Source organism: Erwinia magellanica (genome assembly GCF_039023495.1).
GTDB lineage: Bacteria > Pseudomonadota > Gammaproteobacteria > Enterobacterales > Enterobacteriaceae > Erwinia.
In genome coordinates this window covers 848080-873265 of the sequence record NZ_JBCHVC010000001.1, presented here as the reverse complement: position 1 = coordinate 873265, position 25186 = coordinate 848080, and the positions used below count along the sequence as shown (strand labels likewise).

At 53.2% G+C, this 25186-nt stretch carries 25 protein-coding genes and 1 other annotated feature; of the genes, 14 read left to right on the top strand and 11 right to left on the bottom strand.

What is annotated here, in order from left to right; all coding sequences use genetic code 11:
* The 7 genes from pheT to thrS form a co-directional block, all read right to left on the bottom strand.
* A complete protein-coding gene (gene pheT, locus AAH450_RS04005; protein ID WP_342909016.1) occupies positions 1-2388 on the bottom strand; it encodes a phenylalanine--tRNA ligase subunit beta in 2388 nt (795 codons plus the stop codon).
* Positions 2389-2402: 14 nt separating this feature from the next.
* The gene (pheS, locus tag AAH450_RS04000) at positions 2403-3386 is read right to left on the bottom strand and encodes a phenylalanine--tRNA ligase subunit alpha (RefSeq protein WP_318792072.1); all 984 of its coding nucleotides are present in this window, start codon (positions 3384-3386) and stop codon (positions 2403-2405) included.
* A gap of 80 nt (positions 3387-3466) precedes the next feature.
* Positions 3467-3591: a sequence feature (Phe leader region), on the bottom strand.
* Positions 3542-3586, bottom strand: a complete 45-nt coding sequence (pheM, locus tag AAH450_RS03995; protein WP_306213151.1) for a pheST operon leader peptide PheM — start codon at positions 3584-3586, stop codon at positions 3542-3544. Its footprint overlaps the feature before it by 45 nt.
* A 128-nt stretch (positions 3592-3719) precedes the next feature.
* Positions 3720-4076: a 50S ribosomal protein L20 gene (rplT, locus tag AAH450_RS03990; protein WP_318792073.1), complete on the bottom strand. Its 357-nt coding sequence runs from the start codon at positions 4074-4076 to the stop codon at positions 3720-3722.
* 40 nt (positions 4077-4116) lie between these two features.
* On the bottom strand, positions 4117-4314 hold the full coding sequence (gene rpmI, locus AAH450_RS03985) for a 50S ribosomal protein L35 (RefSeq protein WP_004157374.1): 198 nt from the start codon (positions 4312-4314) through the stop codon (positions 4117-4119).
* A 90-nt stretch (positions 4315-4404) separates the two neighbouring features.
* Positions 4405-4956 carry a translation initiation factor IF-3 gene (infC, locus tag AAH450_RS03980; RefSeq protein ID WP_071995442.1) on the bottom strand — a complete coding sequence of 184 codons (552 nt, stop codon included), beginning with the start codon at positions 4954-4956 and terminating at the stop codon, positions 4405-4407.
* A 3-nt stretch (positions 4957-4959) separates the two neighbouring features.
* Entirely contained in the window at positions 4960-6888 is a 1929-nt protein-coding gene (gene thrS / locus AAH450_RS03975; RefSeq protein ID WP_342909015.1) for a threonine--tRNA ligase, read from the bottom strand.
* Positions 6889-7752: 864 nt separating this feature from the next.
* Here thrS and AAH450_RS03970 point away from each other — a divergent pair.
* On the top strand, positions 7753-7956 hold the full coding sequence (locus AAH450_RS03970) for a hypothetical protein (RefSeq protein ID WP_342909014.1): 204 nt from the start codon (positions 7753-7755) through the stop codon (positions 7954-7956).
* 103 nt (positions 7957-8059) lie between these two features.
* Here the strand turns inward: AAH450_RS03970 and AAH450_RS03965 are convergent, their stop codons facing one another.
* Both AAH450_RS03965 and AAH450_RS03960 read right to left on the bottom strand, forming a co-directional pair.
* Positions 8060-8815, bottom strand: coding sequence for a DUF481 domain-containing protein (locus tag AAH450_RS03965; RefSeq protein WP_342909013.1), 756 nt, complete (start codon positions 8813-8815; stop codon positions 8060-8062).
* 376 nt (positions 8816-9191) lie between these two features.
* On the bottom strand, positions 9192-10322 hold the full coding sequence (locus AAH450_RS03960; protein WP_342909012.1) for an ABC transporter substrate-binding protein: 1131 nt from the start codon (positions 10320-10322) through the stop codon (positions 9192-9194).
* Between the two features lie 144 nt (positions 10323-10466).
* Between AAH450_RS03960 and ghoS the strand changes: the two genes are divergently transcribed.
* Positions 10467-10760 (top strand): type V toxin-antitoxin system endoribonuclease antitoxin GhoS, encoded by a 294-nt coding sequence (gene ghoS / locus AAH450_RS03955; RefSeq protein WP_342909011.1) that lies wholly within the window; start codon positions 10467-10469, stop codon positions 10758-10760.
* Positions 10761-10867: 107 nt separating this feature from the next.
* A complete protein-coding gene (locus AAH450_RS03950) occupies positions 10868-11752 on the top strand; it encodes a fructosamine kinase family protein (protein ID WP_342909010.1) in 885 nt (294 codons plus the stop codon).
* A 21-nt stretch (positions 11753-11773) separates the two neighbouring features.
* Here AAH450_RS03950 and AAH450_RS03945 read toward each other — a convergent pair whose 3' ends face one another.
* Complete coding sequence (locus tag AAH450_RS03945; RefSeq protein WP_342909009.1) at positions 11774-12313, bottom strand: YniB family protein; 540 nt, start codon at positions 12311-12313, stop codon at positions 11774-11776.
* A gap of 171 nt (positions 12314-12484) precedes the next feature.
* On the opposite strand from AAH450_RS03945, the gene hxpB reads away from it, so the two are divergent.
* The 6 genes from hxpB (at position 12485) to AAH450_RS03915 (ending at position 19913) form a co-directional block, all read left to right on the top strand.
* A complete protein-coding gene (gene hxpB / locus AAH450_RS03940; RefSeq protein ID WP_342909008.1) occupies positions 12485-13153 on the top strand; it encodes a hexitol phosphatase HxpB in 669 nt (222 codons plus the stop codon).
* A 178-nt stretch (positions 13154-13331) separates the two neighbouring features.
* Positions 13332-13922 (top strand): metal-dependent hydrolase, encoded by a 591-nt coding sequence (locus AAH450_RS03935; RefSeq protein WP_342909007.1) that lies wholly within the window; start codon positions 13332-13334, stop codon positions 13920-13922.
* Between the two features lie 160 nt (positions 13923-14082).
* Positions 14083-15480: an L-cystine transporter gene (locus AAH450_RS03930; protein ID WP_342909006.1), complete on the top strand. Its 1398-nt coding sequence runs from the start codon at positions 14083-14085 to the stop codon at positions 15478-15480.
* A 149-nt stretch (positions 15481-15629) separates the two neighbouring features.
* Positions 15630-17894: a catalase HPII gene (gene katE / locus AAH450_RS03925; protein ID WP_342909005.1), complete on the top strand. Its 2265-nt coding sequence runs from the start codon at positions 15630-15632 to the stop codon at positions 17892-17894.
* 177 nt (positions 17895-18071) lie between these two features.
* Positions 18072-19403: an MFS transporter gene (locus AAH450_RS03920; protein WP_342909004.1), complete on the top strand. Its 1332-nt coding sequence runs from the start codon at positions 18072-18074 to the stop codon at positions 19401-19403.
* A 129-nt stretch (positions 19404-19532) separates the two neighbouring features.
* Complete coding sequence (locus AAH450_RS03915; RefSeq protein ID WP_342909003.1) at positions 19533-19913, top strand: DUF6515 family protein; 381 nt, start codon at positions 19533-19535, stop codon at positions 19911-19913.
* Positions 19914-20023: 110 nt separating this feature from the next.
* On the opposite strand, the gene osmE is transcribed toward AAH450_RS03915, so the two are convergent.
* Complete coding sequence (gene osmE / locus AAH450_RS03910) at positions 20024-20359, bottom strand: osmotically-inducible lipoprotein OsmE (protein WP_342909002.1); 336 nt, start codon at positions 20357-20359, stop codon at positions 20024-20026.
* Between the two features lie 210 nt (positions 20360-20569).
* Between osmE and AAH450_RS03905 the strand changes: the two genes are divergently transcribed.
* From AAH450_RS03905 to cho, 5 genes are all read left to right on the top strand, one after another.
* On the top strand, positions 20570-21154 hold the full coding sequence (locus AAH450_RS03905) for a TetR/AcrR family transcriptional regulator (RefSeq protein WP_342909001.1): 585 nt from the start codon (positions 20570-20572) through the stop codon (positions 21152-21154).
* Positions 21151-22344 (top strand): multidrug effflux MFS transporter, encoded by a 1194-nt coding sequence (locus tag AAH450_RS03900; protein WP_342909000.1) that lies wholly within the window; start codon positions 21151-21153, stop codon positions 22342-22344. The genes AAH450_RS03905 and AAH450_RS03900 overlap by 4 nt, the downstream gene beginning before the upstream one ends.
* Before the next feature lie 120 nt (positions 22345-22464).
* Positions 22465-23292: an ammonia-dependent NAD(+) synthetase gene (gene nadE, locus AAH450_RS03895; protein ID WP_342908999.1), complete on the top strand. Its 828-nt coding sequence runs from the start codon at positions 22465-22467 to the stop codon at positions 23290-23292.
* A 58-nt stretch (positions 23293-23350) separates the two neighbouring features.
* Entirely contained in the window at positions 23351-24235 is an 885-nt protein-coding gene (gene yddG / locus AAH450_RS03890) for an aromatic amino acid DMT transporter YddG (RefSeq protein ID WP_342908998.1), read from the top strand.
* Between the two features lie 65 nt (positions 24236-24300).
* Positions 24301-25164, top strand: coding sequence for an excinuclease Cho (gene cho / locus AAH450_RS03885; protein ID WP_342908997.1), 864 nt, complete (start codon positions 24301-24303; stop codon positions 25162-25164).
* The last annotated feature ends 22 nt before the right edge of the window (positions 25165-25186 follow it).

The window sequence follows — 25186 nt, the reverse complement described above, 5'->3', positions numbered from 1 at the left end:
TCAATCCCTCAAGGATGCTTGGAATCGCTCTTTCAGTGCCTCTACACATTTTGCAACGGTAGCAGCAATCTCATCTTCTTCGAGTGTCCGGCCGGTATCTTGCAAAATCAGGCTGATAGCGAGGCTCTTAAAACCTTCATTTACGCCCTTACCGCGGTACACGTCAAACAAGTTTACGCCAACTACCTGATTTACGCCAACTTTCTTACACTCTGCGATGATATCTGCTGCTGGCACGTTTTCAGCCACAACAACAGCGATATCACGGCGGTTTGCCGGGAATCGAGAAATCCCGCTCGCATCAGGCAGGACGCGGTCTGACACCTTATCCCACTCCAGTTCAAACACCACGGTACGGCCGTTAAGATCAAGTTTCCGCTCAAGTTCCGGATGAACCACACCCAGAAAACCGATACGTTCATCATGCAAATAAATTGCCGCACTCTGCCCCGGGTGCAGAGCGGGATTAGCCTCAGCGCGGAACTGAATATCAGATAATTTACCGGTCAGATCGAGGACAGACTCCAAATCACCTTTTAAATCATAGAAGTCAACTGCCTGACGCGCCAGATCCCAATGTTCTTCATAACGGGTTCCGCTGATCACACCGGCCAGCATAACGTCCTGACGGATGCCCAGGTTTGCCTGTGTATCAGGGACAAAGCGTAATCCGCTTTCGAACAGACGCACGCGGCTTTGCTGACGATTTTGGTTATACACCACGGCCGAGAGCAGCCCTGTCCAGAGCGACAGGCGCATTGCAGACATCTCTACAGAGATGGGGCTTGGCAGGACGAGGTTCTCTTCGCCTGGGTGCAGCAGAGCCTGGATTTTAGGGTCGACGAAGCTGTACGTGATCGCTTCCTGGTAACCTTTGTCTACCAGTAGCGCTTTGACGCGCTTAAGCGACAGATTAGCTTCACGGTGTCTGGTCATCACCAGACCAGCCTGTACGGGCACATCCGGAATATTGTTGTAGCCGTAGACGCGGGCAACTTCTTCCACCAGATCTTCTTCAATTTCCATATCGAAACGCCAGCCTGGGGCAACCGCCTGCCAGAAGCCCGCGCCTTCGGTCACTTCGCAACCCAGACGACGCAGAATATCGCTGACGTCGTTATCGGCAATCACATGACCAATCAGACGATCCAGTTTTTCACGACGCAGGGTAATAGTGGCACGTTTCGGCAGATCGGCTTCGCTGGTCACATCAATTACCGGCCCCGCTTCACCACCGCAGATATCAAGCAGCAGACGGGTCGCCCGTTCAATAGCCTTAAACTGCAACTGTGGATCCACGCCACGCTCATAACGATGGGAAGCATCGGTATGCAGGCCATGACGACGCGCGCGTCCGGTAATAGAGAGCGGGCTGAAGAAAGCACATTCAAACAGCACATTGGCCGTTTCCTGGTTCACACCAGAGTGTTCACCACCAAAGATACCGCCCATGGCCAGCGCTTTTTGATGATCGGCAATCACTAAGGTATCGGCATTGAGTTTCGCTTCGGTGCCATCCAGCAGCTTCAGGGTTTCCCCCTCCTCTGCCATGCGTACCACGATGCCGCCCTCAATACGGTCAAGATCGAACGCATGCATAGGCTGGCCCAGCTCAAGCAGCACGAAGTTAGTGATATCGACAACCGGATCGATAGAGCGAATGCCGCAGCGACGCAGCTTCTCTTTCATCCAGAGCGGCGTGGCTGCCTTAACGTTAATGCCTTTCACCACGCGGCCAAGATAGCGCGGGCACGCTTCTTTCGCATCAACCCGGATCGGGAAAGTATCCTGAATGGTGGCCGCTACCGGTGTGATCTCTGGCTCGTTTAACGCCAGCTTGTTCAGCACAGCAACGTCACGGGCAACCCCGATGATGCCCAGGCAGTCTGCGCGGTTAGGCGTGACGCTGATCTCAATGGTGTTGTCATCAAGCTTCAGGTATTCACGAATATCCGTACCTGGTGCAGCCTCCAGAGGCAGTTCGATAATGCCATCATGATCGTCGGAGATGCCCAGCTCAGAGAAAGAGCAAAGCATCCCTTCAGAAGGCTCGCCACGCAGTTTGGCAGCTTTGATTTTGAAATCGCCCGGCAGAACCGCGCCAACGGTGGCCACAGCCACTTTTAATCCCTGACGGCAGTTCGGCGCGCCGCAAACGATATCCAGCAGGCGGTCGCCGCCCACGTTGATCTTAGTCACGCGCAGTTTATCTGCATTTGGGTGCTGGCCGCACTCCACCACTTCACCCACTACCACACCGTGAAAAGCACCCGCTACCGGCTCAACACCGTCAACTTCCAGGCCCGCCATGGTGATCTGTTCTGACAACGCTGCACTATCAATAGCCGGGTTAACCCACTCACGTAACCAGAGTTCGCTGAATTTCATAGGAAGACCCGCCCTTATTTAAACTGTTTGAGAAAACGTAAATCATTTTCGAAGAAGGCGCGCAAATCGGTCACGCCATAGCGCAGCATGGTCAGACGCTCCATTCCCATACCAAAGGCGAAGCCTGAATAGATTTCCGGATCGATGCCGACGTTACGCAGAACATTAGGGTGCACCATGCCGCAGCCCAGCACTTCCAGCCATTTACCATTTTTGCCCATCACATCCACTTCCGCAGAAGGCTCGGTAAACGGGAAATAGGAAGGACGGAAACGAACCTGCAAATCTTCTTCAAAGAAGTTGTTCAGGAAGTCGTGCAGCGTACCTTTCAGATTGGTGAAGCTGATATTTTTATCCACGATCAGCCCTTCCATCTGGTGGAACATTGGTGTGTGGGTCTGATCGTAGTCGTTACGGTACACGCGGCCTGGCGCGATAATACGAATAGGTGGCTGCTGATTTTTCATGGTGCGGATCTGCACGCCAGAGGTCTGCGTACGCAGCAGGCGGGTAGCATCGAACCAGAAGGTGTCATGATCAGCACGCGCGGGGTGATGCCCCGGAATGTTCAGCGCATCAAAGTTATGATAATCATCTTCAATTTCCGGGCCGGTGGCTACCGCAAAGCCCAGCTCGCCAAAGAAGGTTTCGATACGGTCAATCGTACGGGTAACGGGATGCAGGCCGCCATTTTCGATGCGACGACCCGGCAGCGAAACATCAATGGTCTCTTCTGCCAGGCGAGCATTCAGTGCAGCGGACTCCAGCGACTCTTTGCGGGCGTTCAGCGCTTCCTGAACCTGCTGTTTCGCTTCGTTGATCACCGCACCTGCTGCCGGACGATCTTCCGCTGGCAACTCGCGCAGCGTCGTCATCTGCAACGTCAGATGTCCTTTTTTCCCGAGATATTCAACGCGTACCGTGTCTAATGCGGCAACATCGTGAGCATCAGCAATGGCCGCTTTCGCGTTCGCCACCAGTTCTGCGAGATGTGACATGCTTTCCTCTTCTTCCAGCCGCCGTGGCCGGTCTGTTTTTATATGAGGACGAGAGTTCGTCCGATATCAGCTACGCCAGAAACAAAAAAGCCTCCACTGGGGAGGCTTTAAGCGCGATTTTTCGTTTCTTTTCTTTGCGCACAAGCCCCCGATGTTCAGGTGCTAAAGTAAAAAAAGAAACGGAAAATAGCCGAACTCATGCTTGCGTTACCTTGTCTGTCGCCGCCATCGCCAAAAAAGTGAAGCTATTGAAAGGCTCATGGGCAGAAAAGTCAATCTTTTGCTTTAGTTACAGATAATAAAAGAGGGAGCAAGCTCCCTCTTTCACCTGACTTACGCCAGAGCTGATTTCGCTTTTTCAACCAGTGCCGCGAAGGTCACTTTGTCGAATACGGCGATGTCAGCCAGAATCTTACGGTCGATCTCAATAGAAGCCTTTTTCAGGCCATTGATGAAACGGCTGTAAGAAATACCGTTAGTGCGTGCCGCTGCGTTGATACGCGCGATCCACAGCTGACGGAACTGACGCTTACGCTGACGACGGTCACGGTAAGCATACTGACCAGCTTTGATAACAGCCTGGAAGGCAACGCGGTAAACACGTGAACGTGCACCGTAATAGCCTTTAGCTTGTTTTAAGATTTTTTTGTGACGTGCGCGAGCAACTACACCACGTTTTACACGAGCCATTTAGCTCTCCTGTTTAATATTCTGAATGAAAAAAATAGACTTATGCGTACGGCAGGCAGGCAATAACCAGACCCAGATCGCCTTTAGAAACCATGCCTTTAGGGCGCAGGTGACGTTTACGCTTAGTAGATTTTTTGGTCAGAATATGACGCAGGTTTGCGTGTTTACGCTTGAAGCCGCCAGAGGCAGTCTTCTTGAAGCGCTTAGCCGCGCCACGTACAGTTTTAATCTTTGGCATTTAAAACATCCACTTCGCATTGTTAATAAAATGAACCAGACAGGCGAATAAAAGTCCGGGCCGAAGCCCGGACTTCGATTACTTTAGGGCCTACTGCTTCTTCTTCGGAGCCAGCACCATGATCATCTGACGACCTTCGATCTTCGAAGGGAAGGATTCGACAATCGCCAAATCCATGTCTTCACACAGATCTTTACGGACGCGGTTAAGCACTTCCATACCGATCTGCTGGTGCGCCATCTCACGACCACGGAATCGCAGCGTGATTTTGGCTTTGTCGCCCTCTTCGAGAAAGCGAATCAGGTTGCGTAGTTTTACCTGATAGTCGCCATCATCGGTTCCAGGACGGAATTTAATTTCCTTAACCTGGATAACTTTTTGCTTCTTCTTCTGTTCTTTAGAAGATTTGCTTTTTTCGTAAAGGAATTTGCCGTAATCCATGATACGGCAAACGGGCGGCTCGGCGTTAGGGCTGATTTCCACTAAATCAACGCCTGCTTCCTCAGCTTTTTCTAAAGCCTCATTCAGACTGACAATACCAATCTGCTCGCCATCGACGCCAGTCAGTCGTACTTCTGTGGCGCGGATTTCTCTGTTAATGCGATTAGGACGCGCCGGTTGAACTCGTTTTCCGCCTTTAATACTTTATTCCTCCAATTGATGAAGATTGCGACTGCGAATTTCATCCTGCAGCTTCGCGATCACGTCGTTTACGTCCATGCTACCCAGGTCTTTACCACGGCGGGTGCGAACGGCAACTTTGCCTGCTTCCACCTCTTTATCACCACAGACCAACATATAGGGCACACGACGTAAAGTGTGCTCGCGGATTTTAAAGCCAATCTTCTCGTTTCTCAAGTCCGCTTTTACACGAATGCCCGCATTCTGCAATTTTCGGGTCAATTCTGCAACATATTCGGACTGGCCATCGGTGATATTCATCACCACTACTTGTACTGGAGCAAGCCAGGTTGGGAAGAACCCGGCAAACTCTTCGGTAAGAATACCGATAAAGCGCTCCACAGAACCCAGAATGGCACGGTGAATCATCACCGGCACCTGACGCTCATTATTCTCGCCGATGTAAGAGGCACTCAGACGGCCCGGCAGTGAGAAGTCGAGCTGAACGGTACCACACTGCCATGCGCGATCCAGGCAGTCATGCAGCGTAAATTCAATTTTCGGGCCGTAGAAGGCGCCCTCGCCCGGCTGATATTCGAATGGAATATCGTTCTCTTTCAGCGCGGCCGCCAGATCGGCTTCAGCACGATCCCACTGCTCATCGGTGCCAATGCGTTTTACCGGACGGGTAGAAAGCTTCACCACGATTTTTTCAAAACCGAAGGTGCTGTACATATCATACACCATACGGATACAGCTGTTTACCTCAGCGCGCACCTGCTCTTCTGTACAGAAGATATGGGCATCATCCTGGGTAAAGCCACGAACGCGCATCAGCCCGTGCAGCGCACCTGACGGCTCGTTACGGTGGCAGCTACCAAACTCTGCCATGCGCAGCGGCAGGTCGCGGTATGATTTTAGACCCTGATTGAAAATTTGCACATGTCCGGGGCAATTCATAGGCTTAATGCAATACTCACGGTTCTCTGAAGAGGTAGTGAACATCGCTTCTTTATAGTTTTCCCAGTGGCCGGTTTTCTCCCACAGCACACGGTCCATCATCAACGGACCTTTCACTTCCTGATAATCATATTCAGTCAGCTTGCTGCGGACAAAGACTTCCAGCTCGCGGAAAATAGTCCAGCCATCATTGTGCCAGAATACCATGCCAGGCGCTTCTTCCTGCATGTGGTAGAGGTCAAGCTGCTTGCCGATTTTACGGTGGTCACGCTTGCCTGCTTCTTCCAGACGTTGCAGATAGGCGGCCAGCTGCTTTTTATCCGCCCAGGCAGTACCGTAGATGCGCTGCAACATTTTGTTGTTGCTGTCGCCACGCCAGTAAGCGCCAGAAATTTTCTGTAGCTTAAAGTGATGGCAGAAGCGCATGTTAGGCACGTGCGGCCCACGGCACATATCAACATATTCTTCGTGATGATAAAGGCCCGGATGGTCATCATGGCTGATGTTTTCATCCAGGATCGCCATCTTGTAAGTTTCACCGCGCGCGGCAAACGCATCGCGCGCTTCCTGCCAGCTCACTTTCTTCTTGATGACGTCATAATTGGTTTCAGCCAGCTGGTGCATGCGCTTTTCCAGCTGCTCAATGTCTTCCTGAGTCAGCGTACGGTCAATATCAACGTCATAGTAAAAACCGTTGTCGATAACCGGGCCAATCGCCATTTTGGTATCTGGCCACAGCTGCTTGATAGCGTGTCCCAACAGGTGGGCGCTGGAGTGGCGAATGATTTCAAGACCGGCTTCATCTTTAGCGGTAATGATAGCGACGTTGGCGTCTTCAGTGATCGGATCAACCGCATCCACCAATTCACCATTTACACGGCCGGCGATACAGGCTTTCGCGAGGCCAGGACCAATGTCCTGAGCGATATCCATCACGCTTACGGCGTGATCATAAGAGCGCTGACTTCCATCAGGAAGAGTAATAACGGGCATTTTACATCCTTAGTTGCAGTGGTAACCCACACGAAAGGCTACATACAAAAGTCATATTTTCATTGTACATCAGGAGGTTGCAACTTGAAACCGACTCACATTTGTCGATTTGGTACACAGCCTGGTACACAGATTCGAAAGTGGCGAATTCGCATAAACTCTCGAGGGAGTAGTATCTTACACACCAGGAGATGAAATTGCACGGCAAGCAATCACTGGAAAAGAAGCACTTACAGCCTGATCCGACTGCCATCGTCACCGCCGGCAAATTTTAATGCCCTCATCACCGCAGTGAGAAATTATCTTCAAAGTCGCTCTCTCTTTCTCTTGTACCTTCCTGCATGAAAGCCAGTAAAGCCCTTTACCTGACGTTTCGGGCAACGGGATATACTGTCCCCGATCCGGAATTCTGTTTCTGAACAGAGCAGGATTTCTGATCATGGAAAGGAAGTGGCAGGGGCGAAAATCTGAATAAAAAGACCGATCTCAGCGGCACTCTGAAATAAAGATACGGATAACAATAAAGGAGTGAATGTCTGGATTCCCAATTTCAGCATGAATTTGGGAGGGTGAGACAGCGCAGAGTCACTCGCCCTTCTCTCTGCTTATCAGGACGTTAAAAAGATAAGGCGACACATTAAGCCGCAACTCAGCAGCATACTTTTAAGGAGTGCTAAGGGGAAAAAACGGTGATTGAGTCTGCTGATAAAAAGGCCTGTGCCAACCTGTTCTTGCCCATATGGCTGAGATGCCGCAGCAGGAAGTTATGCGCGCCAATGTTCAGGAGCAGCTAAAATTCTACAGGTAAGGGTCAGCCAGAAACCCAAAAGGTAATGACCTGGTTTATCAGAAGAAGGAAGGCAAATGAAAATAACTGTGACATTCGATGATACTGGTATTCAAGAGGAGCATGATTTTGACGCCAAACCTCGCGCCGGTGAGTTGGTGACCTTAGTGCGTGAGGGTAAAGGAGCGGATTATATCGTTTTAACTGAACCTGAGCCTGACCATACCCATGACAACGGGAGTACTGGCTATCCCACAACGGCCAGGGTTCGACCAGCGTAGTATTTAAATATGAGTTAACCAACCGCCCACCGAGGCGGTTTTTTCTCGCCTGAATTCAGCAGAGTAGCGATAGGACAGGCCGCCGTTGGCGGCCTGCCTCAGATTACATGGCGTAAGAGAGCATAACCGTGGTTTTGGTGTCAGTTTTATCCGGCGCAGACTCTGGCGGATTCTGGTTCCAGGTCACGTTGTAAGCCAGCTTCAGCGAGAAGTGATCGTTGATAGCTACCTGCAAACCCGTTTCGGAGTTAACTGTCGTATCGTCGCTACCTAACACGGAGACACCCTGAATGAACTTGGTGGTGTCGGTCAGCTGCCATTGGTAGCTCACCGCGCCATAAGCCAGCGCGGTGGTGTCGTGACCGCCGTCATGGTAGTCGTCATAACGTACGCCAGGACCCGCTTCCACACGCAGCGAGTGAACCGGGCCATTCAACAGCTGACGACCATAACCGGTAGCGAAGAAGGTACGACCATCGTAACCGTTGAAGCGATCGCTCAACCAGCTTGCCTGACCAAACAGGTAGTCAAAGCTGTTGAGGTTATAACGCGTACGACCACCCACCTGATAGGTTTCAGCAGAACGTTCATCATTGGAAGAGGTATTACTGGCGTTGCCCCACAGGCTGTAAGCGGTGTTCGGCTGATACCAGGTCATGTTGGTATTGGCAGTTAATGAAGAACTGGTGGTGTTACCAGTCTGCGCCAGATAGCCAGCGGCGGCATTTCCTTCGAAATCCTTTTTTGCCGTGGAGGGGTCATCCATGACCGTAAAGACGTTGTTGTCCGCCAGAGCTTGCTGACAGAGCGCGCTCCCGGAGAGTAAAAGAACTACAGAGAGCTTGTTAAACGCTTTCATTAATTGTGACCCGTACGACAGATTAAAAAAGAGGAGTCTGAAGCGTTTTGCAGGACGATCAATGCCTTTTAGGGTAAGAATCGTAACATTTTATGAAATCGCTTTTTTTACCAGGCAACCCTGCCTGAACAGACTCTGAATGGGAAGATTCCCATTAACGGCGCGCATTATAAGGGTTATTTGCAACTTTTGCAGCGCGGGGTAAATAAGAATCTTCCCTGAAAAGGGGAAATAATGTTTCTGTGCATGTCAAAGAGTCTCCTGATGTAAGCAGTGTCTCTTACAGCGTTCTTTTACCTGACCTCTTAAACGTTAAAAAGGTGGCTCATTCAAGCCACCCTTCTCGCTTATTTCCCATTGCAGCCAGCAGGCAAAATTATTTTACTGGCGCCTGAGCACCCAATACGCCTTCGCCCAGCGGCACTTTGGTAAATCGCGTGACAATCTCTTTCCAGGTATTAGCCGGGTCAAGTTGTGTAAACTGCTGCGGATAAATAAATTTCGCCAGATATTCCAGCCCTACAATGTTGTAAGGGTGGTTATAGAAGTTGTGGTAAAGACCATAAAAGCGATCGTTTTTGATCGCCGAGACTTCTGCAAAACCTGGCCGCTGTTTCATATTGTCGAACGCTTTATCTACCTGAGCCTGCGTGACGTTGTAACCAAAGGGCACGGCTGCATTGTTTTTACTGGCCCACTGCGAACCCGAGACGATATAGACGTCTGGCTTCATGGCGATCACTTTCTCCAGAGAGATGTCACCCGTTGCGCCCGGCAGCAAGCCTGAACCGATGTTTTTCGCTCCTACCGCTTCTACCATGGCTCCCCAGCCAACATGCGCATGGGTAAAGCAGCAGGATTCAAGGCCGCCCAGCCCCGCTTTGGCTTCAATAAATACCTGGGGTTGTGGCTTCACATCACGCGTTTTAGCGACGATAGCCTGATAGTGCTGTTGATAGAAATCCGTATAGGCTTTGGCTTCCGATTCCCGGTTCAGGGCAATGCCCAGCGCGGTGACACTTTTCGGCGTATCCTCTACCGGGTGCTCAAAGGTATCAATAAACAGCACCGGGATACCGAGCTGCTTCATTTTATCCAGCACACCGCCCTGCACCAGCGACGGTTTTGAGCGAAGCTGTGCGATCATCAGGTCCGGATGTTCAGCTACCACGCTCTCAAGGTTAACCTCGCCTTTGTCGCTGAAGCCCATATCGATAATTTTTTTCGCGTCAGGCCACTTCTTTTCCATCAGTTCCCAGGTAGGGGCATCGCTTTTTTTCAACAGATTGTTCCAGGCAACCAGACGATGAAAAGGATCGTCACGATCCAGCAAAGCCAGCGTCAGTATGTCCCTGCCATCCTGTAAGACCACCCGCTGCGGCTCCTGCTGCAACGTGATTTGCTTGCCATCACTGTCGGTAAGCGTGACAGGATAAGTGGTCGCTAAGGCAGAAGATGAGAGGGCCAGCAAGGTGGCAAGAACAGCAAATTTTGGCTTAAGTAGCACGTCAGGCTCCGGTCATTGAGTATTAAAAAACACTGACCGGATAATAATGATAATTAATTGCATTAGCAACAATAGCGCCTGGCTTCCTCCTTTTATCGCCAATGGGCTATGCTGAAAATTCACGGTTAAACAACGAGGTGAATAATGAGTGCATCTGATATTACGCAATATGTGGTGACGTTTCGCTACCAGGAGGAGGGACTGACCGATATCCTGGAGCTAAACAGTGCATTGACCACAGGCGGCTTTACCACCTCTCTGAATGATAAAGAGGGCCACCCGCACGAGCTGGGTACTAACAGCTTTGGCATCACCAGCGCCCTGGATAAAGAGCAGATTCGGCAACAGGCCGAGGGGCTGGGCGAAATGGTTCTTGGTCAGAAGCCAGAGGTTGAAGTCGAGACGTGGGAAGAGTTTCTCCACGACAGCAAAAGCTAAGTTTGTATAAAAAAGGTGCCATGCATTGCGCAAGCGCTGGTTTTGATTATTATTTAAGCGTTATTATCAGTTTCTCCAGCAGCATACAGCGAAAAGAGGAAACCCCTATGTGGTCAGCCATTAGTCGTCTGTTGAGTGAGCAGTTTGGCGATGCTGAAATCAACCAGCGTACTGAGCTTCCGGGCGGCGATGTCCATCCGACGTGGCATATTCGTTATGGTTCACACGAAGTATTCGTAAAGTGCAACAGCCGGGAGATGCTGCATCTCTTTGCATGGGAAGCAGACCAGCTCCAGCTACTTGCGCGGACCAGAACCGTGCGTGTACCGGCTGTTTATGGCGTAGGGAGCGATCGTGAAGTGAGCTTTCTGCTGCTTGAATACATCCCCTTGCAGCCGCTGAATGAGGTGAGCGCAAGGGAGCTGGGGCAGCAGCTGGCGCAGCTTCATCAGTGGAGTGAACAGGCGCAGTTTGGTCTGGACTACGATAATAATCTCACTACCTCTCCGCAACCCAACAGCTGGTTGAAGCGCTGGTCAGTGTTTTTTGCCGAACAGCGTATTGGCTGGCAGCTGCAACTGGCCGCTGAAAAAGGCATTCTCTATGGCGACAGTGAATTAATTATTCATTGTGCCCAGAGAAGGCTGAACAGCCATCATCCCCAACCTTCTCTGCTCCACGGCGATCTGTGGCCGGCAAACTGTGGAGGCAGCAGCAGCGGCCCGTGGATCTTTGACCCAGCCTGCTACTGGGGGGACAGAGAGTGCGATTTAGCCATGCTCGGCTGGTATGAAGATCTGCCTCTGGAGATTATTGAGGGCTATGAGTCCGTCTGGCCTTTGCCGGAGGATTACCTGCTGCGCCAGCCCGTTTACCAACTTTACTATTTGCTCAACCGGGCTAACGTCTTTGGCGGTTACTGGCTTGGCGAAGCACAGCAGGCTGTTGGTGCGCTGCTGGATGAGGATGAACTGCACGCCCGTCCGGCCTGACAGCGCTCTCAGGCCGTTCTGTCAGTAGATAAAGCCCAGCAGCTTCAGAACAAAATAGCCCGCCACGGCAATCAACACAGGTAAGACATAGAGCGGGAAAAATTGCAGGAAGATGGTGTGGCGCGGCACCACAATTCGCTCTTCCAGCTGCTGGCGCGAACGTCCCTCCGGCCCTTTTGCATTCTCCAGAATCAGCTGATCTTCAATTCCTTCACGCAGATGTCGCGACTGCCGCCACATTCTTGCCCCGGAAGCCTGAAGGGCCAGCCCGACAAAAATCAGGATGTAAATAATCCAGAAGGTAACATTGCTGCCGTGGTTGAAATCGGGCTGCGGTGAGTTATTCCAGAACATATCCAGGAAGCGGGTATTAAAGCGGATCATATCGATCATCACATGCGAGAAATCCTGCATAACCGCATTGATCCCCTCGCGCTTCTCGCGGCTCTTTTCCAGAAAGGTCATCAGCGATATCAGTGTGGAAATCAGCGCCGGAATAAAAATAATCCAGCCAGCGACTCGCTTGAGGATGGCGACCCGTCCAGCTTGTTGATAAGTCATGCTTTCTCCTGACTATGGTTTAAGGTGGTAAGTTTACCTTCAGGGGAGGAAATGTGCCTGAAAAAAGTTGCGCTGTCGTGCGAAAAGGCGGGAAAGATGCCTCTCAACCCCGGATGTTGTCATTTAAGAGTTCATGCTAAGGTAAGTCAAATTAGTTAATGGAGCCGCAATATGTCTTATTCACGCCCAGTGCTTGCCGCTATTTTTGATATGGATGGTCTGCTGATAGATTCTGAACCGCTGTGGGATCAGGCAGAGATGGATGTGTTTTCAACCTTAAACATCGACCTCACCCGACGCAGCGAGCTGCCGGATACTCTGGGCCTGCGTATCGATCAGGTGGTAAGGATGTGGCATGAAACCTTACCCTGGAACGGCCCTTCGCAGGAGGAGGTCACCCAGCGCATCATTACCCGCGCTATGACCCTGGTCGAAGAGCGTCGTCCGTTGCTGCCGGGCGTGGAGCAGGCCCTGAAACTGTGCCGAGCGGAAGGATTAAAAATCGGGCTTGCTTCAGCCTCTCCGTTGCACATGCTTGAGCGCGTACTTGAGCTGTTTGAGCTGCGCAGCTATTTTGATGTGCTCGCTTCCGCCGAGGCGTTGCCTTACAGCAAACCCCACCCGCAGGTCTATCTTGATGCCGCAGCACGTCTTGGGGTTGATCCGCTTAACTGCGTGACGCTGGAAGATTCCCTGAACGGGATGATTGCCACGAAAGCGGCACGGATGCGTTCTGTGGTTATCCCGGCGAAGGAGTATGCGGACGATCCCCGCTGGTCTCTGGCTAATGTGAAGCTGAATTCCCTGACGGAGCTTACCTCTGCCCATCTGCATGGATAGTGTTGTTCAGGCCGGGCAACGCCCGGTCTCTGCGCCATGTTGCCAAAATTAAGGTGATTGCGGTAAAAATGGCCTGAAACGTTAAAAAATTAATCTTTCGTTACAGCGTCACATATTTCTTCTACTGTATATATCCCCTATACTGGATGCATCGACAGTTCTGTAGCCAGGTATCCCTATGACGGCCGAAGGCCATGTAATATTTGCCATCGCCAGTGCCATTTTCGCCAAACGTGCTGAGCTGACGCCAGAACTGGGTAGTGGCGACTGGTGGCATATTGTGCCTGCCACGCTGCTGACCTGCCTGTTACCCGATATCGATCATCCCAAATCCACGCTGGGGCAGCGCTTTCGCTGGATCTCGCAACCCATCGCCCGCCTGTTTGGTCACCGTGGTTTTACCCACAGCCTGCTTGCGGTATTGGGCGGCGTGGCGCTGTTTCATCTGAAGGTGCCAAAAGAGTGGGTGATCCCGGCGGATGTGTTTCAGAGCCTGGTACTTGGCTATCTGAGCCACATTGCGGCCGATATGCTCACCCCCGCTGGCGTGCCTCTGCTCTGGCCCTGCCGCTGGCGTTTTCGCCTGCCCTTGCTCAGAAGCCAAAAAGGTAACCAGCTGGAGCGAGTCTTGTGTTTTGCTTTAGTAGGTTTTGCCATGTGGTTTCCTGCCGGTTCGCTCCCTTTTGGTGCGTCTGGCTGGACTACGGAAGTGATTAATTCTGTAGAAACCAGCATGAACCGCCTGATAAAGATGCAAAGTGCGCATTAAACCCTCAATTTAAACCGAATTGTTATAAACCATTCCTTTTGGATATATAGCAGCTTCAGCCTGAACTGTTACCATTCCTCCACTGGACGCACCTGGTGCGCGCTGAAAATTATCCGTTTACAGACGTAGGGATTACGTCGTCCTCACTGGAGTACTGGGAATGAACCTTCCATTAATTGCTAACCTGGTGGCCTTTGTTGCCCTGTTAGTTATCCTGGCTAAATGCGGTGCCGCCCACTGGAGCCTGTCGAAAAAGGTCCTGCTTGGGCTGGTAGTCGGCGTACTGTTTGGTCTGGCCCTGCATACGATTTATGGCTCAGAAAGCCCGGTGCTGAAAGAGTCCATCAGCTGGATCAATATCGTCGGCAATGGTTACGTGCAGCTGTTGCAGATGATCGTTATGCCGCTGGTCTTCGCCTCTATCCTGAGCGCTGTTGCCCGCCTGCATAATGCTTCTTCGCTGGGTAAGATCAGCGTACTGACCATCGGCGTGCTGCTGTTTACCACCGCCATCTCCGCGCTGGTAGGCGTTTTCGTTACCTGGCTGTTTGGCCTTAACGCCACCGGTCTGGTGCAGGGCGTTCAGGAGACCGCACGGCTTGCCGCGCTGCAAAATAACTATGTGGGCAAAGTCGCAGACCTCTCCACGCCGCAGCTGCTGCTCTCCTTCGTGCCGAAAAATCCGTTTGCCGATCTGACGGGCGCAAACCCGACGTCAATCATCAGCGTGGTAATTTTTGCCGCTTTCCTGGGCGTGGCCGCGCTCCACCTGCTGCGTGATGACAAGCCGAAAGGCGAACGCGTGCTGGCAGCGATTGATGTGTTGCAGGCCTGGGTGATGAAGCTGGTTCGCCTGATCATGAAGCTGACGCCGTACGGTGTGCTGGCGTTGATGACTAAAGTGGTGGCCAGCTCGAACGTCAATGACATTATCAAGCTGGGTGGTTTTGTGGTGGCCTCTTACCTGGGCCTGGCGATTATGTTCGCCGTCCATGCTTTGCTGCTCTCCGTTAATGGCGTCAATCCGAAGCGTTTCTTCCGTAAAGTGTGGCCGGTGATCACCTTCGCCTTTACCAGCCGCTCCAGCGCCGCCACTATCCCGTTAAGCGTCGAAGCGCAGACCCGCCGCCTTGGCATTCCGGAGTCTATTGCCAGCTTCTCTGCCTCTTTCGGTGCCACTATCGGCCAGAATGGCTGTGCGGGTCTTTATCCCGCCATGCTCGCCGTCATGGTAGCGCCAACCGTGGGCATTAATCCCTTCGACCCGATATGGATTGCTACGCTGGTAGGCATTGTCACTCTTAGCTCGGCTGGTGTCGCTGGCGTGGGCGGCGGTGCGACCTTTGCCGCGCTGATTGTCCTGCCCACTATGGGCCTGCCCGTCACGCTGGTTGCGCTGCTGATCTCCATTGAGCCGCTGATTGATATGGGCCGCACGGCGCTGAACGTTAACGGTTCTATGACAGCCGGTACGCTGACCAGCCAGTGGCTGAAGCAGACGGATAAAACGCTGCTTAATACCGATGCAGAAAACGAGGTGGAATTAGCCCATCGCTAATCCTCTACGGGCTGGTTTTTACCAGCCCGGTTACTTTTCCCCCGCTTAACGCTGCTTTCCTCTGATTATCCCTTCTGTTTCCAGGCATACCCGCTCCCCTGTTCTATAGTTACTGAAGTCCAGGATCACAACTACAGGAATAAGTGACGATGTCGAAAGAAACCGATAACAAGGAACTGAGCCATAACGCGCCCTTAACCGGCCCCGACTCCGCCAGACCAGGCATGGATTCATTAGCCCCTGAAGATGGTTCACACAAACCTTTAGCGGAACCTACCGCGCCAGGTAAACAACCGACTGCACCGGGTAGCCTGAAGGCACCTGATACGCATAATGCCAAACTTGATGCGCTGGAAAACTTCCGTAAAGGCGGCGAGAATTTCCCGCTGACCACCAATCAGGGCACCCGCATTGCAGACGATCAGAATTCACTGCGTGCAGGCACGCGAGGCCCGACCCTGCTGGAAGATTTTATTCTGCGGGAAAAAATTACCCATTTTGACCATGAGCGCATTCCGGAGCGCATAGTGCACGCCAGGGGTTCGGCGGCGCATGGCTATTTTCAGCCCTACCGAAATATGAGCCACGTCACCAAAGCAGATTTCCTGCGTGACCCGGAGCAGGTCACGCCAGTGTTTGTACGTTTCTCAACCGTACAGGGAGGAGCGGGATCGGCTGATACAGTCAGGGATATTCGCGGCTGGGCGACTAAGTTCTACACCGAAGAAGGTGTCTTTGATCTGGTCGGCAATAACACGCCGGTATTCTTTATTCAGGATGCGCACAAATTCCCTGATTTTGTCCATGCGGTGAAACCTGAGCCACATAACGAAATCCCGCAGGGCCAGAGTGCGCACGATACCTTCTGGGATTACGTCTCCCTACAGCCAGAAACCTTGCATAATGTAATCTGGGCGATGTCCGATCGCGGTATTCCGCGCAGCTACCGCACGATGGAAGGCTTTGGCATTCACACCTTCCGCTTTATCAACGCGGAAGGCAAAGCTACCTTTGTCCGCTTCCACTGGAAGCCGGTGGCGGGTAAAGCCTCTCTGCTGTGGGATGAGTCGCAAAAACTCACCGGCCGCGATCCTGACTTCCACCGCCGTGACCTGTGGGAAGCCATTGAAGCGGGCGATTTCCCCGAGTACGAGCTGGGCGTTCAGCTGATCCCGGAAGAAGATGAATTCAAATTTGATTTCGACCTGCTCGATGCCACCAAGCTGATCCCGGAAGAGCTGGTCCCGGTAGAGCTGATTGGCAAAATGGTGCTCAACCGTAACCCGGATAACTTCTTTGCTGAGACCGAACAGGTCGCCTTCCATCCCGGCCATATCGTGCCCGGCATGGATTTCTCTAACGATCCCCTGCTACAGGGCCGCCTCTTCTCCTATACGGATACGCAGATTAGCCGTCTGGGCGGCCCCAACTTCCATGAGATCCCGATCAACCGCCCCGTTTGCCCTTACCATAACTTCCAGCGTCAGGGCATGCACCGGATGGATATTGATACCAATCCGGCCAATTACGAACCTAACTCCATCAATGACAACTGGCCGCGTGAAACCCCCTCTGCCCCTCATCGCGGCGGGTTTGAAAGCCATCAGGAACGTATTGAAGGCCACAAAGTGCGCGAGCGCAGCCCCTCCTTTGGCGAATATTATTCCCAGCCGCGCCTGTTCTGGTGCAGCCAGACCCCGGTGGAGCAGCAGCATATTATTGATGCCTTCTCATTTGAACTGAGTAAGGTTGCCCGGGAATATATCCGTGAACGCGTGGTGGATCATCTGGTGCATATTGACGTCTCGCTGGCGCATGGCGTAGCCCAGAACCTGGGGATTGCCCTTTCCGATGAAAAATTGCACACCGCACCGCCGAAAGATGTCAACGGCCTGAAGAAAGATGCCAGTCTGAGCCTGTATGCCGTGCCAAGCGGAACCATTAAAGGCCGGCAGGTCGCTCTTCTGATGAGCGACGGCGTGATAGCGGCCGATACGCTGGCTATCCTTCAGGAGCTGAAAGCGCAGGGTGTCCATGCCAAACTGCTGGCGCCGCATATGGGCCGCGTTCGTGCTGATGATGGTTCAGACTTGCCGGTTGACGCCACCTTCAGTGGTCTGCCTTCGCTGACATTCGATGCGGTCATCGTTCCGGACGGCAATATTGATGCCCTGCTGTTAAGTGGTGATGCCCGCTACTTCCTGCTGGAAGCCTACAAGCACCTGAAGGTCATTGGGCTGAGTGGTGACGCGCGGCGCTTTAAATCTCAGTTCGGGTTGGGTGAAACCGAACAGGAGGAAGGCATTATTGAGGACAGTAAAGCAGAAGGTGTCTTTATGAGTGAGTTCCTCTCCGCTATGGGCGCCCACCGTATCTGGTCACGTAGTCAGAAAGCGCTGAGCGTACCAGCTTAACCTGCACTTTAAAGCGGCGGGTAATGTTCCATCCGGGTGCAGCAGGCCAGAGAGGCCGGGCTGCACCTTTCTCTTCCTCTGTTTTCTTCCCCGCATTGTCAAGTTTTACCATCTGGTCTGAATTCTGGCATTAATGTTGCTTCAGTCACCTTACCTGAGACGTAAGGAAGAAACTCTATGACTGTTGCCGCCCATCATCGTTATCGTTACCGCATCTTTGCCATGCTGTTTTTTATTGCCCTGATCAATTACATCGATCGCGGAGCGCTCTCCTTTGCCGCTAACGACATTGCCGGGGCGTTCCATTTCAGTAAAATCCAGCTCGGCGCAGTACTGAGCTATTTCGGCTTTGGCTATCTGTTTGGTTCCCTGTGCGGCGGATTTCTGGCAGACCGGCTGGGCACCCGCAAAGTGTGGCTGATGGCGGGGATCCTCTGGTCGCTGCTGGAGATTGCAACGGCCTGGGCAGGCGAAGCAGGTATCGCCTTGTTCAGCGGCTCCGCGATTATGGGATTCGCAGTGATGCGCGTGCTGTTTGGCTTTGCTGAAGGTCCGGCCTATGCGCTGATGAATAAAGCCATTGCAAACTGGGCGCCGGATAACGAGCGGGGTTTTGCCTTAGGCATCGGCCTGCTGAGTACGCAGGTAGGCGCACTGCTTACCGCGCCAATCGCGGTGGGCCTGCTGCTGTTAACCGGTGACTGGCGGGTGATGTTTGTGCTGCTGGGCGTTTTCTCACTGGCTGCAATGCTGCTGTTCGCGAAAGTCTTTGCGGACACGCCTGAGCAACACCCAGCGGTAACCGCTAAAGAACGCGCCCTGATTGCCAACGGTCAGGCAGAAGCGGCCAGCGGGCCACGTCTGCCGTGGTGGCGTTTTTTTACCAACCGCACGCTGGTCTGTAATGCCCTGGGCTATTTCTCTTTCCTCTACATCACCTTCACCCTGGTGACCTGGGGGCCAAAATATTTACAGGACAGTTTCCATTACGATCTGCACTCTCTCTGGTACGTGGCGATGATCCCCTGGAGCGGCGCCTGCTTTACGGTACTGCTTGGCGGGAAAATTGCTGATAAGCTTCTGAATCGCTTCAATAACTTAAGACTGGCACGCAATCTCTTTGCTTCCGTGACGCTGCTCCTGACGGCAGCCTGCTTTATGACCATACCTTATATGCCTTCCCCCGCCGGGATTATCCTGATGATGACGCTGGGCAACGCACTGAATGCGCTGGTCAACAATGTCTACTGGTCGGTGGTGATCGACGTTACGCCAAAATCTACCGTTGGCACCTACAGCGGCATCACCCTGGCCATTGCTAATCTGGCATCTGTTATCTCCCCTCTGCTCAGCGGCTGGCTGGCAGAGAACTATGGCTATAACGCCATGTTCAGCGCGACGGCAGCCATCGCTTTTTGCAGCATGCTGGCGATGACGCTGCTGCAACCGGAAAAGCGGATGACGGCAGATCTTGCCTGCTGGCCCGGCGAGCGCAAAGAGGCAATCTGACAGCTATCATGGAGGGAGAGTTAAGAATGCGTTAAGCAGTGTAAGCAACCCACAATGGCGGTGGGCTGCCTCTTGCGTTTTGTCCGGCCCGGCGTAATGTTAGCCCCAGTCAGAACCAGGAGAAACCTTATGAAAAAGGTGATGTGTACACTGTTGGCCTTTACATTGTTATCACCGGCGCTGGCCTCTGCCCATCCGGGTGGCTGGGGTCATGGGCCGGGGCCTGGCTGGCATCACGGCGGCGGCGGGCCGGGGCATCTCACTTTCCTGCCAGAGGCCGCCGCAGCCGTGCTGATCGGTGGGCTGACCTACTATGCGTTGAACGGTCACTACTATCAACGGCAGGAAGATAATACCTATGTTGTCGTGCAGCCGCCGTCAGAGCCTGTCAGCGGCGAGATGCATGCACTTGATTATAATGGCGAGCGCTTTTACGTTGAGGAAGGGCATTATTACCGTCGGGATATTGATGGGCGTTATCTGGAAGTGCCCCGCCCACCCGGCCTGTGAAAAAGCCAGCCCGGACGATCTGTCAGGGCTGGCTTTTTATGCTGCGGCCCGAAAAGGGGCAAAAAAAACGGCCACCGAAGTGACCGTTTTTTATAATACCACCGCTAAAATTACTGAGCAGCCTGCGGATCGGTATCGTACTCTTTACAGCTCTGGAAGCCGTAATTCATTACGCGACCTGTGTCAGAATAGCTGACGAAGTAGGTCTGCGCCTTGCCATCACGCTCGCCCAGAACATAAGTCTGGCAGGTACCGCGGGCATGAACCATAGTGATTTCGGTAGAAGGTGGCCCCGCGATGTCACGAACCTGCTGACGGGTCATCCCTTTTTTCACATCCTGCACAACGGGTTTAGTTACGTAGCTTTCCGCGCGATCGTAAGCAGTACAGCCAGACAAGACGGCCAGCGCAACTGCGGCACCAATAAATCCGGTTAACTTTTTCATGTTTTTATTCCTCGTTGATTTTTCCATGTAGGGATAAGCCTGGAACATAAATGCTGATTTATCAACTTTATGGCAGCAAAAAAGTAAAATTCCGTGCGCCTTCCCCCGACTGAAGCTTATAATGCGCGCTTTGAGAATGAACGTTCGCTCTCAGCGCGACCTCTCTGGGGCGTCCGGCTGACAGCTTAATGTCTGTGGGTAAAGGTCAGGATGAGTACACCGAATAAAGCCCGTGATGCCCGCCATCGCCAGCGGCAGGATGAGATCGTTGCAGCCGGACGCCGCTGTTTTCGCCGGTCAGGTTTTCACGGCGCCAGCATGGCGCAGTTGGCGGCAGAGGCGGGACTGAGCGTCGGGCAAATCTACCGCTACTTCACCAATAAAGACGCCATTATTGAAGAGATCGTTAAACGCATTATCGATTCACGCCTGATTTATATTGAACAAACGGCCACCTCGGCTAACCTGGCGGGGCTGCTGGCCTGGCGTCACGTGCTGGATGAAGATGATGAAGCATTAATGCTGGAAGTGGCCGCAGAAGCCACCCGCAATCCGCTGGTCGCCAGAATGATGGTGGAGGCAGATAACCGCATGTTCTCGCACGCCTGCCAGAACCTGAAAAAAGAGCATCCCCACTTCAGCGACGAACATATCTGCGCCTGCGTGGAGATGTTTGCTGTGCTGGCAGAGGGAACAACCTTTCGCCGACTGACGCCCCAGAAAGCGTCAGCAGAAAAACTCTACGCCTTATACCAAAAACTCACCGATCTCCTATTTAAGACAGAGGAAAAATGACACCTGCACACCCCAATCGTCTTGGCTATGCCATTACGCTAGGCCTTCTTGCGGCGTTAGGGCCGCTTTGTATCGATCTTTATCTTCCCGCCCTGCCCTCGCTGGCGCGGGATCTGCAAACGCCTACCGCAACGGCGCAGCTGAGTCTGACCGCCGGTCTGCTGGGACTGGGGCTGGGCCAGCTGATTTTTGGCCCGATGAGCGACAAATATGGCCGTATCCGGCCATTGCTGTTGTCACTGGTGTTGCTGCTTATCGCCTCGGTTGGCTGCGCGCTGGCCCAGGATATTAACCAGCTTCTGCTGGCTCGCCTCTTTGAAGGTCTCTCCGGCGCGGGCGGTGCGGTTCTGTCACGGGCGATTGCCCGTGATATGTACAGCGGACACGAACTTACCCGTTTCTTTGCCCTGCTGATGCTGGTAAACGGTCTTGCCCCTATCGCCGCGCCCGTAATGGGCGGCGCACTGATGGCGGTGCTGGACTGGCGCGGGCTGTTTATGGTGATTGCCGCCATTGCCGCCCTGCTGTTTGTGCTGGCGAAGGTCAAACTCCATGAGACGCTGCTCCTGGAGCGGCGAAGCCAGGGCTCATTTTTCTCCGCATGGGCCGCGCTGGGGCAGGTAGTGAAACATCGTCCGTTTATGGGCTTCTGCCTGACCCAGGGCTTTATGATGTCCGGCATGTTCGCCTATATCGGCGCCTCCCCCTTTGTGCTACAGCAGATTTATGGCCTGTCGCCCCAGGCGTTCAGCTTCTGCTTTGCCGCCAACGGGGTTGGTCTGATCCTTGCATCTCAAATCAGTGCGCGTCTCAGTCCATTATGGGGCGAGTATCGCGTAGTGAAAGGCGCTCTGGCGCTGGCTTTCCTCTCGTCAGGCAGCCTGCTGATCACCGGTCTGAGCGGAGCCGCCCTGCCGGTGGTGCTGGTGGCACTCTTCTTCAGCGTCGCCAGTAACGGCGCCGTAGGCGTGGCGGCCGCCTCGCTGGCGATGCAAAGTCAGGGGCACCGTGCCGGCAGCGCTTCCGCAGTGATGGGGGTAACGATGTTTACGCTGGGGGGGATTGCTGTTCCTGTCACCGGCATCGGCGGAACCTCGGTTCTGACGATGACCGCCACCATCTTTGGCTGCTATATGCTGGCGATAACGATGTTTGTGCTGCTGGCGCAGAAACCGAAAATGGCTGATTAATCAGCCAAAAGCGTTGAAATAACAGGATTGATTCTTGTTGTTTCACCTCGGGCAGGCTAGTTTTACCTGAGGCGACTTGTCATCACCGCCCCTAAAGCGGATTGAACAGAGGAGAAGTAAATGGCTCTGCAACAGGAAATTATTGAAGCGCTGGGTGTAAAACCCACTATTGATGTAAAACAGGAAATTCGCACCAGCGTTGACTTTCTGAAGGCCTACCTGAAGAGATATCCGGGGATCAAATCCCTGGTTTTAGGCATCAGCGGCGGTCAGGACTCCACGCTGGCGGGTAAACTCAGCCAGCTTGCCATTACGGAGCTGCGGGAAGAAACCGGGTCAAACGACTATCAGTTTATTGCCGTGCGCCTTCCTCATGGCGTTCAGGCTGATGAGCAGGATTGTCAGGATGCGATAGATTTTATCAAGGCCGATCGCGTGCTGACGGTAAATATCAAAGAAGCGGTATTAGCCAGCGAAAAAGCGCTGCGCGAAGCGGGCGTCACCCTTTCCGACTTTGTGCGGGGTAACGAAAAAGCGCGCGAACGTATGAAAGCGCAGTACAGCATTGCCGGCATGTACTCGGGCGTGGTGGTAGGTACAGATCACGCTGCCGAAGCGGTAACCGGCTTCTTTACCAAGTATGGCGATGGCGGCACGGACATCAATCCCCTCTTTCGTCTGAATAAAGGCCAGGGGAAAGCCCTGCTGAAAGAGCTGGGTTGCCCGGAACATCTCTATCTCAAGCACCCTACCGCCGATCTGGAAGATGACCGTCCGGGCCTACAGGATGAGGTGGCGCTTGGCGTGACCTATGAGATGATTGACCAGTACCTTGAAGGCAAGACCATTGACGAGGCCGCCGCCAAAATCATTGAAGGCTGGTATCTGAAAACCGAGCACAAGCGACGTCCGCCAATCACGGTGTTTGATGACTTCTGGAAGAAGTAATTTCCTCAAAGCATGCGGGGCGGCTAACACCGCCCTTTTTTGATCCGACAGGGATGATATGGCACTGACATCGCAACACGCGACGCTGACTGGCCTTTGCGCCATCGTTTTATGGAGCACCACGGTCGGGCTAATCCGCTCTATTGCAGAATCGCTGGGCGCTACCGGCGGTGCCGCAATGATTTACAGCGCCAGTGCGCTGTTCCTCTGTCTGGCTGGCGGCTTCCCGCGCTGGCGTCAACTTCCCTCCCGCTATTTATGGTGGGGCGGCGCGCTGTTTGTCAGTTACGAAATCTGCCTGGCAATCTCTATTGGTCTGGCCCACACGCGTCCACAGGCGCTGGAGTTAGGGATGATTAATTATCTCTGGCCCAGTCTGACGCTGCTGTTTGCTATCCCGTTAAATCAACAGCGCTTTCGCTGGTGGCTCTGGCCGGGGCTGGCGTTGGCAGCGGGAGGCATTATCTGGGTGCTGAAGGGAGACAGCGCCTGGACACCGCTGCTGCTGTGGCACAACGTTATGGATAATCCGCTGGCCTATGGACTGGCATTCTTTGCGGCTATCGCCTGGGCGCTTTATAACAATGTCACGCGCCGTTATGCCGGAGGCCAGAGTGGCGTCACCTTATTTTTCCTGATCACCGCTATTGCACTCTGGATCAAGTTTGCCGTGAGCGGACAGCCGCAGCCGATGCGCTTCAGCCCGGTGGTCATAATGGAGGTTCTGTTTATGGCCGCTTCCACCGCAATGGCGTATTCAGCCTGGAACAGGGGTATTCAGCACGGCAATATGACTCTGTTAGCCACGGCATCCTACTTCACGCCGGTATTTTCAGCCCTGCTCGCCTCTTTGTGGCTTCAGCTCACCCCCTCGTTCAGTTTCTGGCAAGGGGTGATGATGGTCACGCTTGGCTCACTGATTTGCTGGCGGGCCACCCGCTAATTGGTGCTTTTTTCTCCGGGGGCAGCCTGCTACACTGTACATGTAACCAGTAACCGGAGTGACATGTGCCAAGACGTGTAGCAAGCCATCGCCTGGAATTTGAACCTGCGGCGATTTATCAATATCCCGATCATCTCCGTCCTTTTCTTGAAGGCCTGCCCTCGGTGCCGGGCGTCTATATTTTCCACGGCGACAGCGAAACCATGCCGCTCTATATCGGGAAAAGCGTGAATATACGCACCAGGGTGATGTCGCATTTCCGCACGGCAGATGAGGCGAAAATGCTTCGTCTGGCGCGTGAGGTAACCTTTATTCAGACAGCAGGCGAGCTTGGAGCCTTGCTGCTGGAGGCCAGGATGATCAAAAACCAGCAGCCGCTGTTCAACAAAAGGTTGCGTAAAAACCGCCAGCTCTGTTCGCTGCATATCAGCGGCGGCAAGCCGAGCGTGGTCTATGCCAAAGAGCTGGACTTCTCACATACGCCAAACCTTTTTGGTCTCTATGCCAGCCGTCACGCTGCGCTGGAAAAACTGCAAAAAATTGCCGATGAACAGCGGCTTTGCCTGGGTTTGTTGGGAATTGAGAAGGTCAATAAAGATCGTGCCTGCTTCCGTGCCAGCCTTGGGCGCTGTGCCGGGGCCTGCTGCGGCAAAGAGAGTGTGCAAGAGCATCATCAACGCCTGATGCTGGCGCTGGAACAGGTTCGGGTAGCGTGCTGGCCGTGGGACGGCGCGGTAGGCGTTGTTGAGCAGGGGCTGACCCACCAGCAGATCCATATCATCAATAACTGGTTCTATCTTGGCTCGGTTGAGGATATCGCTCAGGCCGGCGAGCTGACGAAAACGCCGCCAGGCTTCGACAGCGACGGCTATAAAATTCTCTGCAAACCCATTCTCAGCGGAAAATATCCCATTCTGCCACTTTCCTGAAGGGCAAAAACGAAACCGCCGA

Coding starts and splice junctions, on each gene's coding strand:
- AAH450_RS03905 (WP_342909001.1), top strand. CDS start 20,570: ATGAGTACACCGAATAAAGCCCGTGATGCCCGCCATCGCCAGCGGCAG.
- AAH450_RS03945 (WP_342909009.1), bottom strand. CDS start 12,313: ATGACTTATCAACAAGCTGGACGGGTCGCCATCCTCAAGCGAGTCGCT.
- AAH450_RS03935 (WP_342909007.1), top strand. CDS start 13,332: ATGACGGCCGAAGGCCATGTAATATTTGCCATCGCCAGTGCCATTTTC.
- AAH450_RS03965 (WP_342909013.1), bottom strand. CDS start 8,815: ATGAAAGCGTTTAACAAGCTCTCTGTAGTTCTTTTACTCTCCGGGAGC.
- yddG (WP_342908998.1), top strand. CDS start 23,351: ATGGCACTGACATCGCAACACGCGACGCTGACTGGCCTTTGCGCCATC.
- rplT (WP_318792073.1), bottom strand. CDS start 4,076: ATGGCTCGTGTAAAACGTGGTGTAGTTGCTCGCGCACGTCACAAAAAA.
- nadE (WP_342908999.1), top strand. CDS start 22,465: ATGGCTCTGCAACAGGAAATTATTGAAGCGCTGGGTGTAAAACCCACT.
- AAH450_RS03930 (WP_342909006.1), top strand. CDS start 14,083: ATGAACCTTCCATTAATTGCTAACCTGGTGGCCTTTGTTGCCCTGTTA.
- pheT (WP_342909016.1), bottom strand. CDS start 2,388: ATGAAATTCAGCGAACTCTGGTTACGTGAGTGGGTTAACCCGGCTATT.
- AAH450_RS03915 (WP_342909003.1), top strand. CDS start 19,533: ATGAAAAAGGTGATGTGTACACTGTTGGCCTTTACATTGTTATCACCG.
- katE (WP_342909005.1), top strand. CDS start 15,630: ATGTCGAAAGAAACCGATAACAAGGAACTGAGCCATAACGCGCCCTTA.
- AAH450_RS03920 (WP_342909004.1), top strand. CDS start 18,072: ATGACTGTTGCCGCCCATCATCGTTATCGTTACCGCATCTTTGCCATG.
- AAH450_RS03970 (WP_342909014.1), top strand. CDS start 7,753: ATGAAAATAACTGTGACATTCGATGATACTGGTATTCAAGAGGAGCAT.
- thrS (WP_342909015.1), bottom strand. CDS start 6,888: ATGCCCGTTATTACTCTTCCTGATGGAAGTCAGCGCTCTTATGATCAC.
- pheS (WP_318792072.1), bottom strand. CDS start 3,386: ATGTCACATCTCGCAGAACTGGTGGCGAACGCGAAAGCGGCCATTGCT.
- AAH450_RS03900 (WP_342909000.1), top strand. CDS start 21,151: ATGACACCTGCACACCCCAATCGTCTTGGCTATGCCATTACGCTAGGC.
- hxpB (WP_342909008.1), top strand. CDS start 12,485: ATGTCTTATTCACGCCCAGTGCTTGCCGCTATTTTTGATATGGATGGT.
- AAH450_RS03950 (WP_342909010.1), top strand. CDS start 10,868: ATGTGGTCAGCCATTAGTCGTCTGTTGAGTGAGCAGTTTGGCGATGCT.
- ghoS (WP_342909011.1), top strand. CDS start 10,467: ATGAGTGCATCTGATATTACGCAATATGTGGTGACGTTTCGCTACCAG.
- osmE (WP_342909002.1), bottom strand. CDS start 20,359: ATGAAAAAGTTAACCGGATTTATTGGTGCCGCAGTTGCGCTGGCCGTC.
- rpmI (WP_004157374.1), bottom strand. CDS start 4,314: ATGCCAAAGATTAAAACTGTACGTGGCGCGGCTAAGCGCTTCAAGAAG.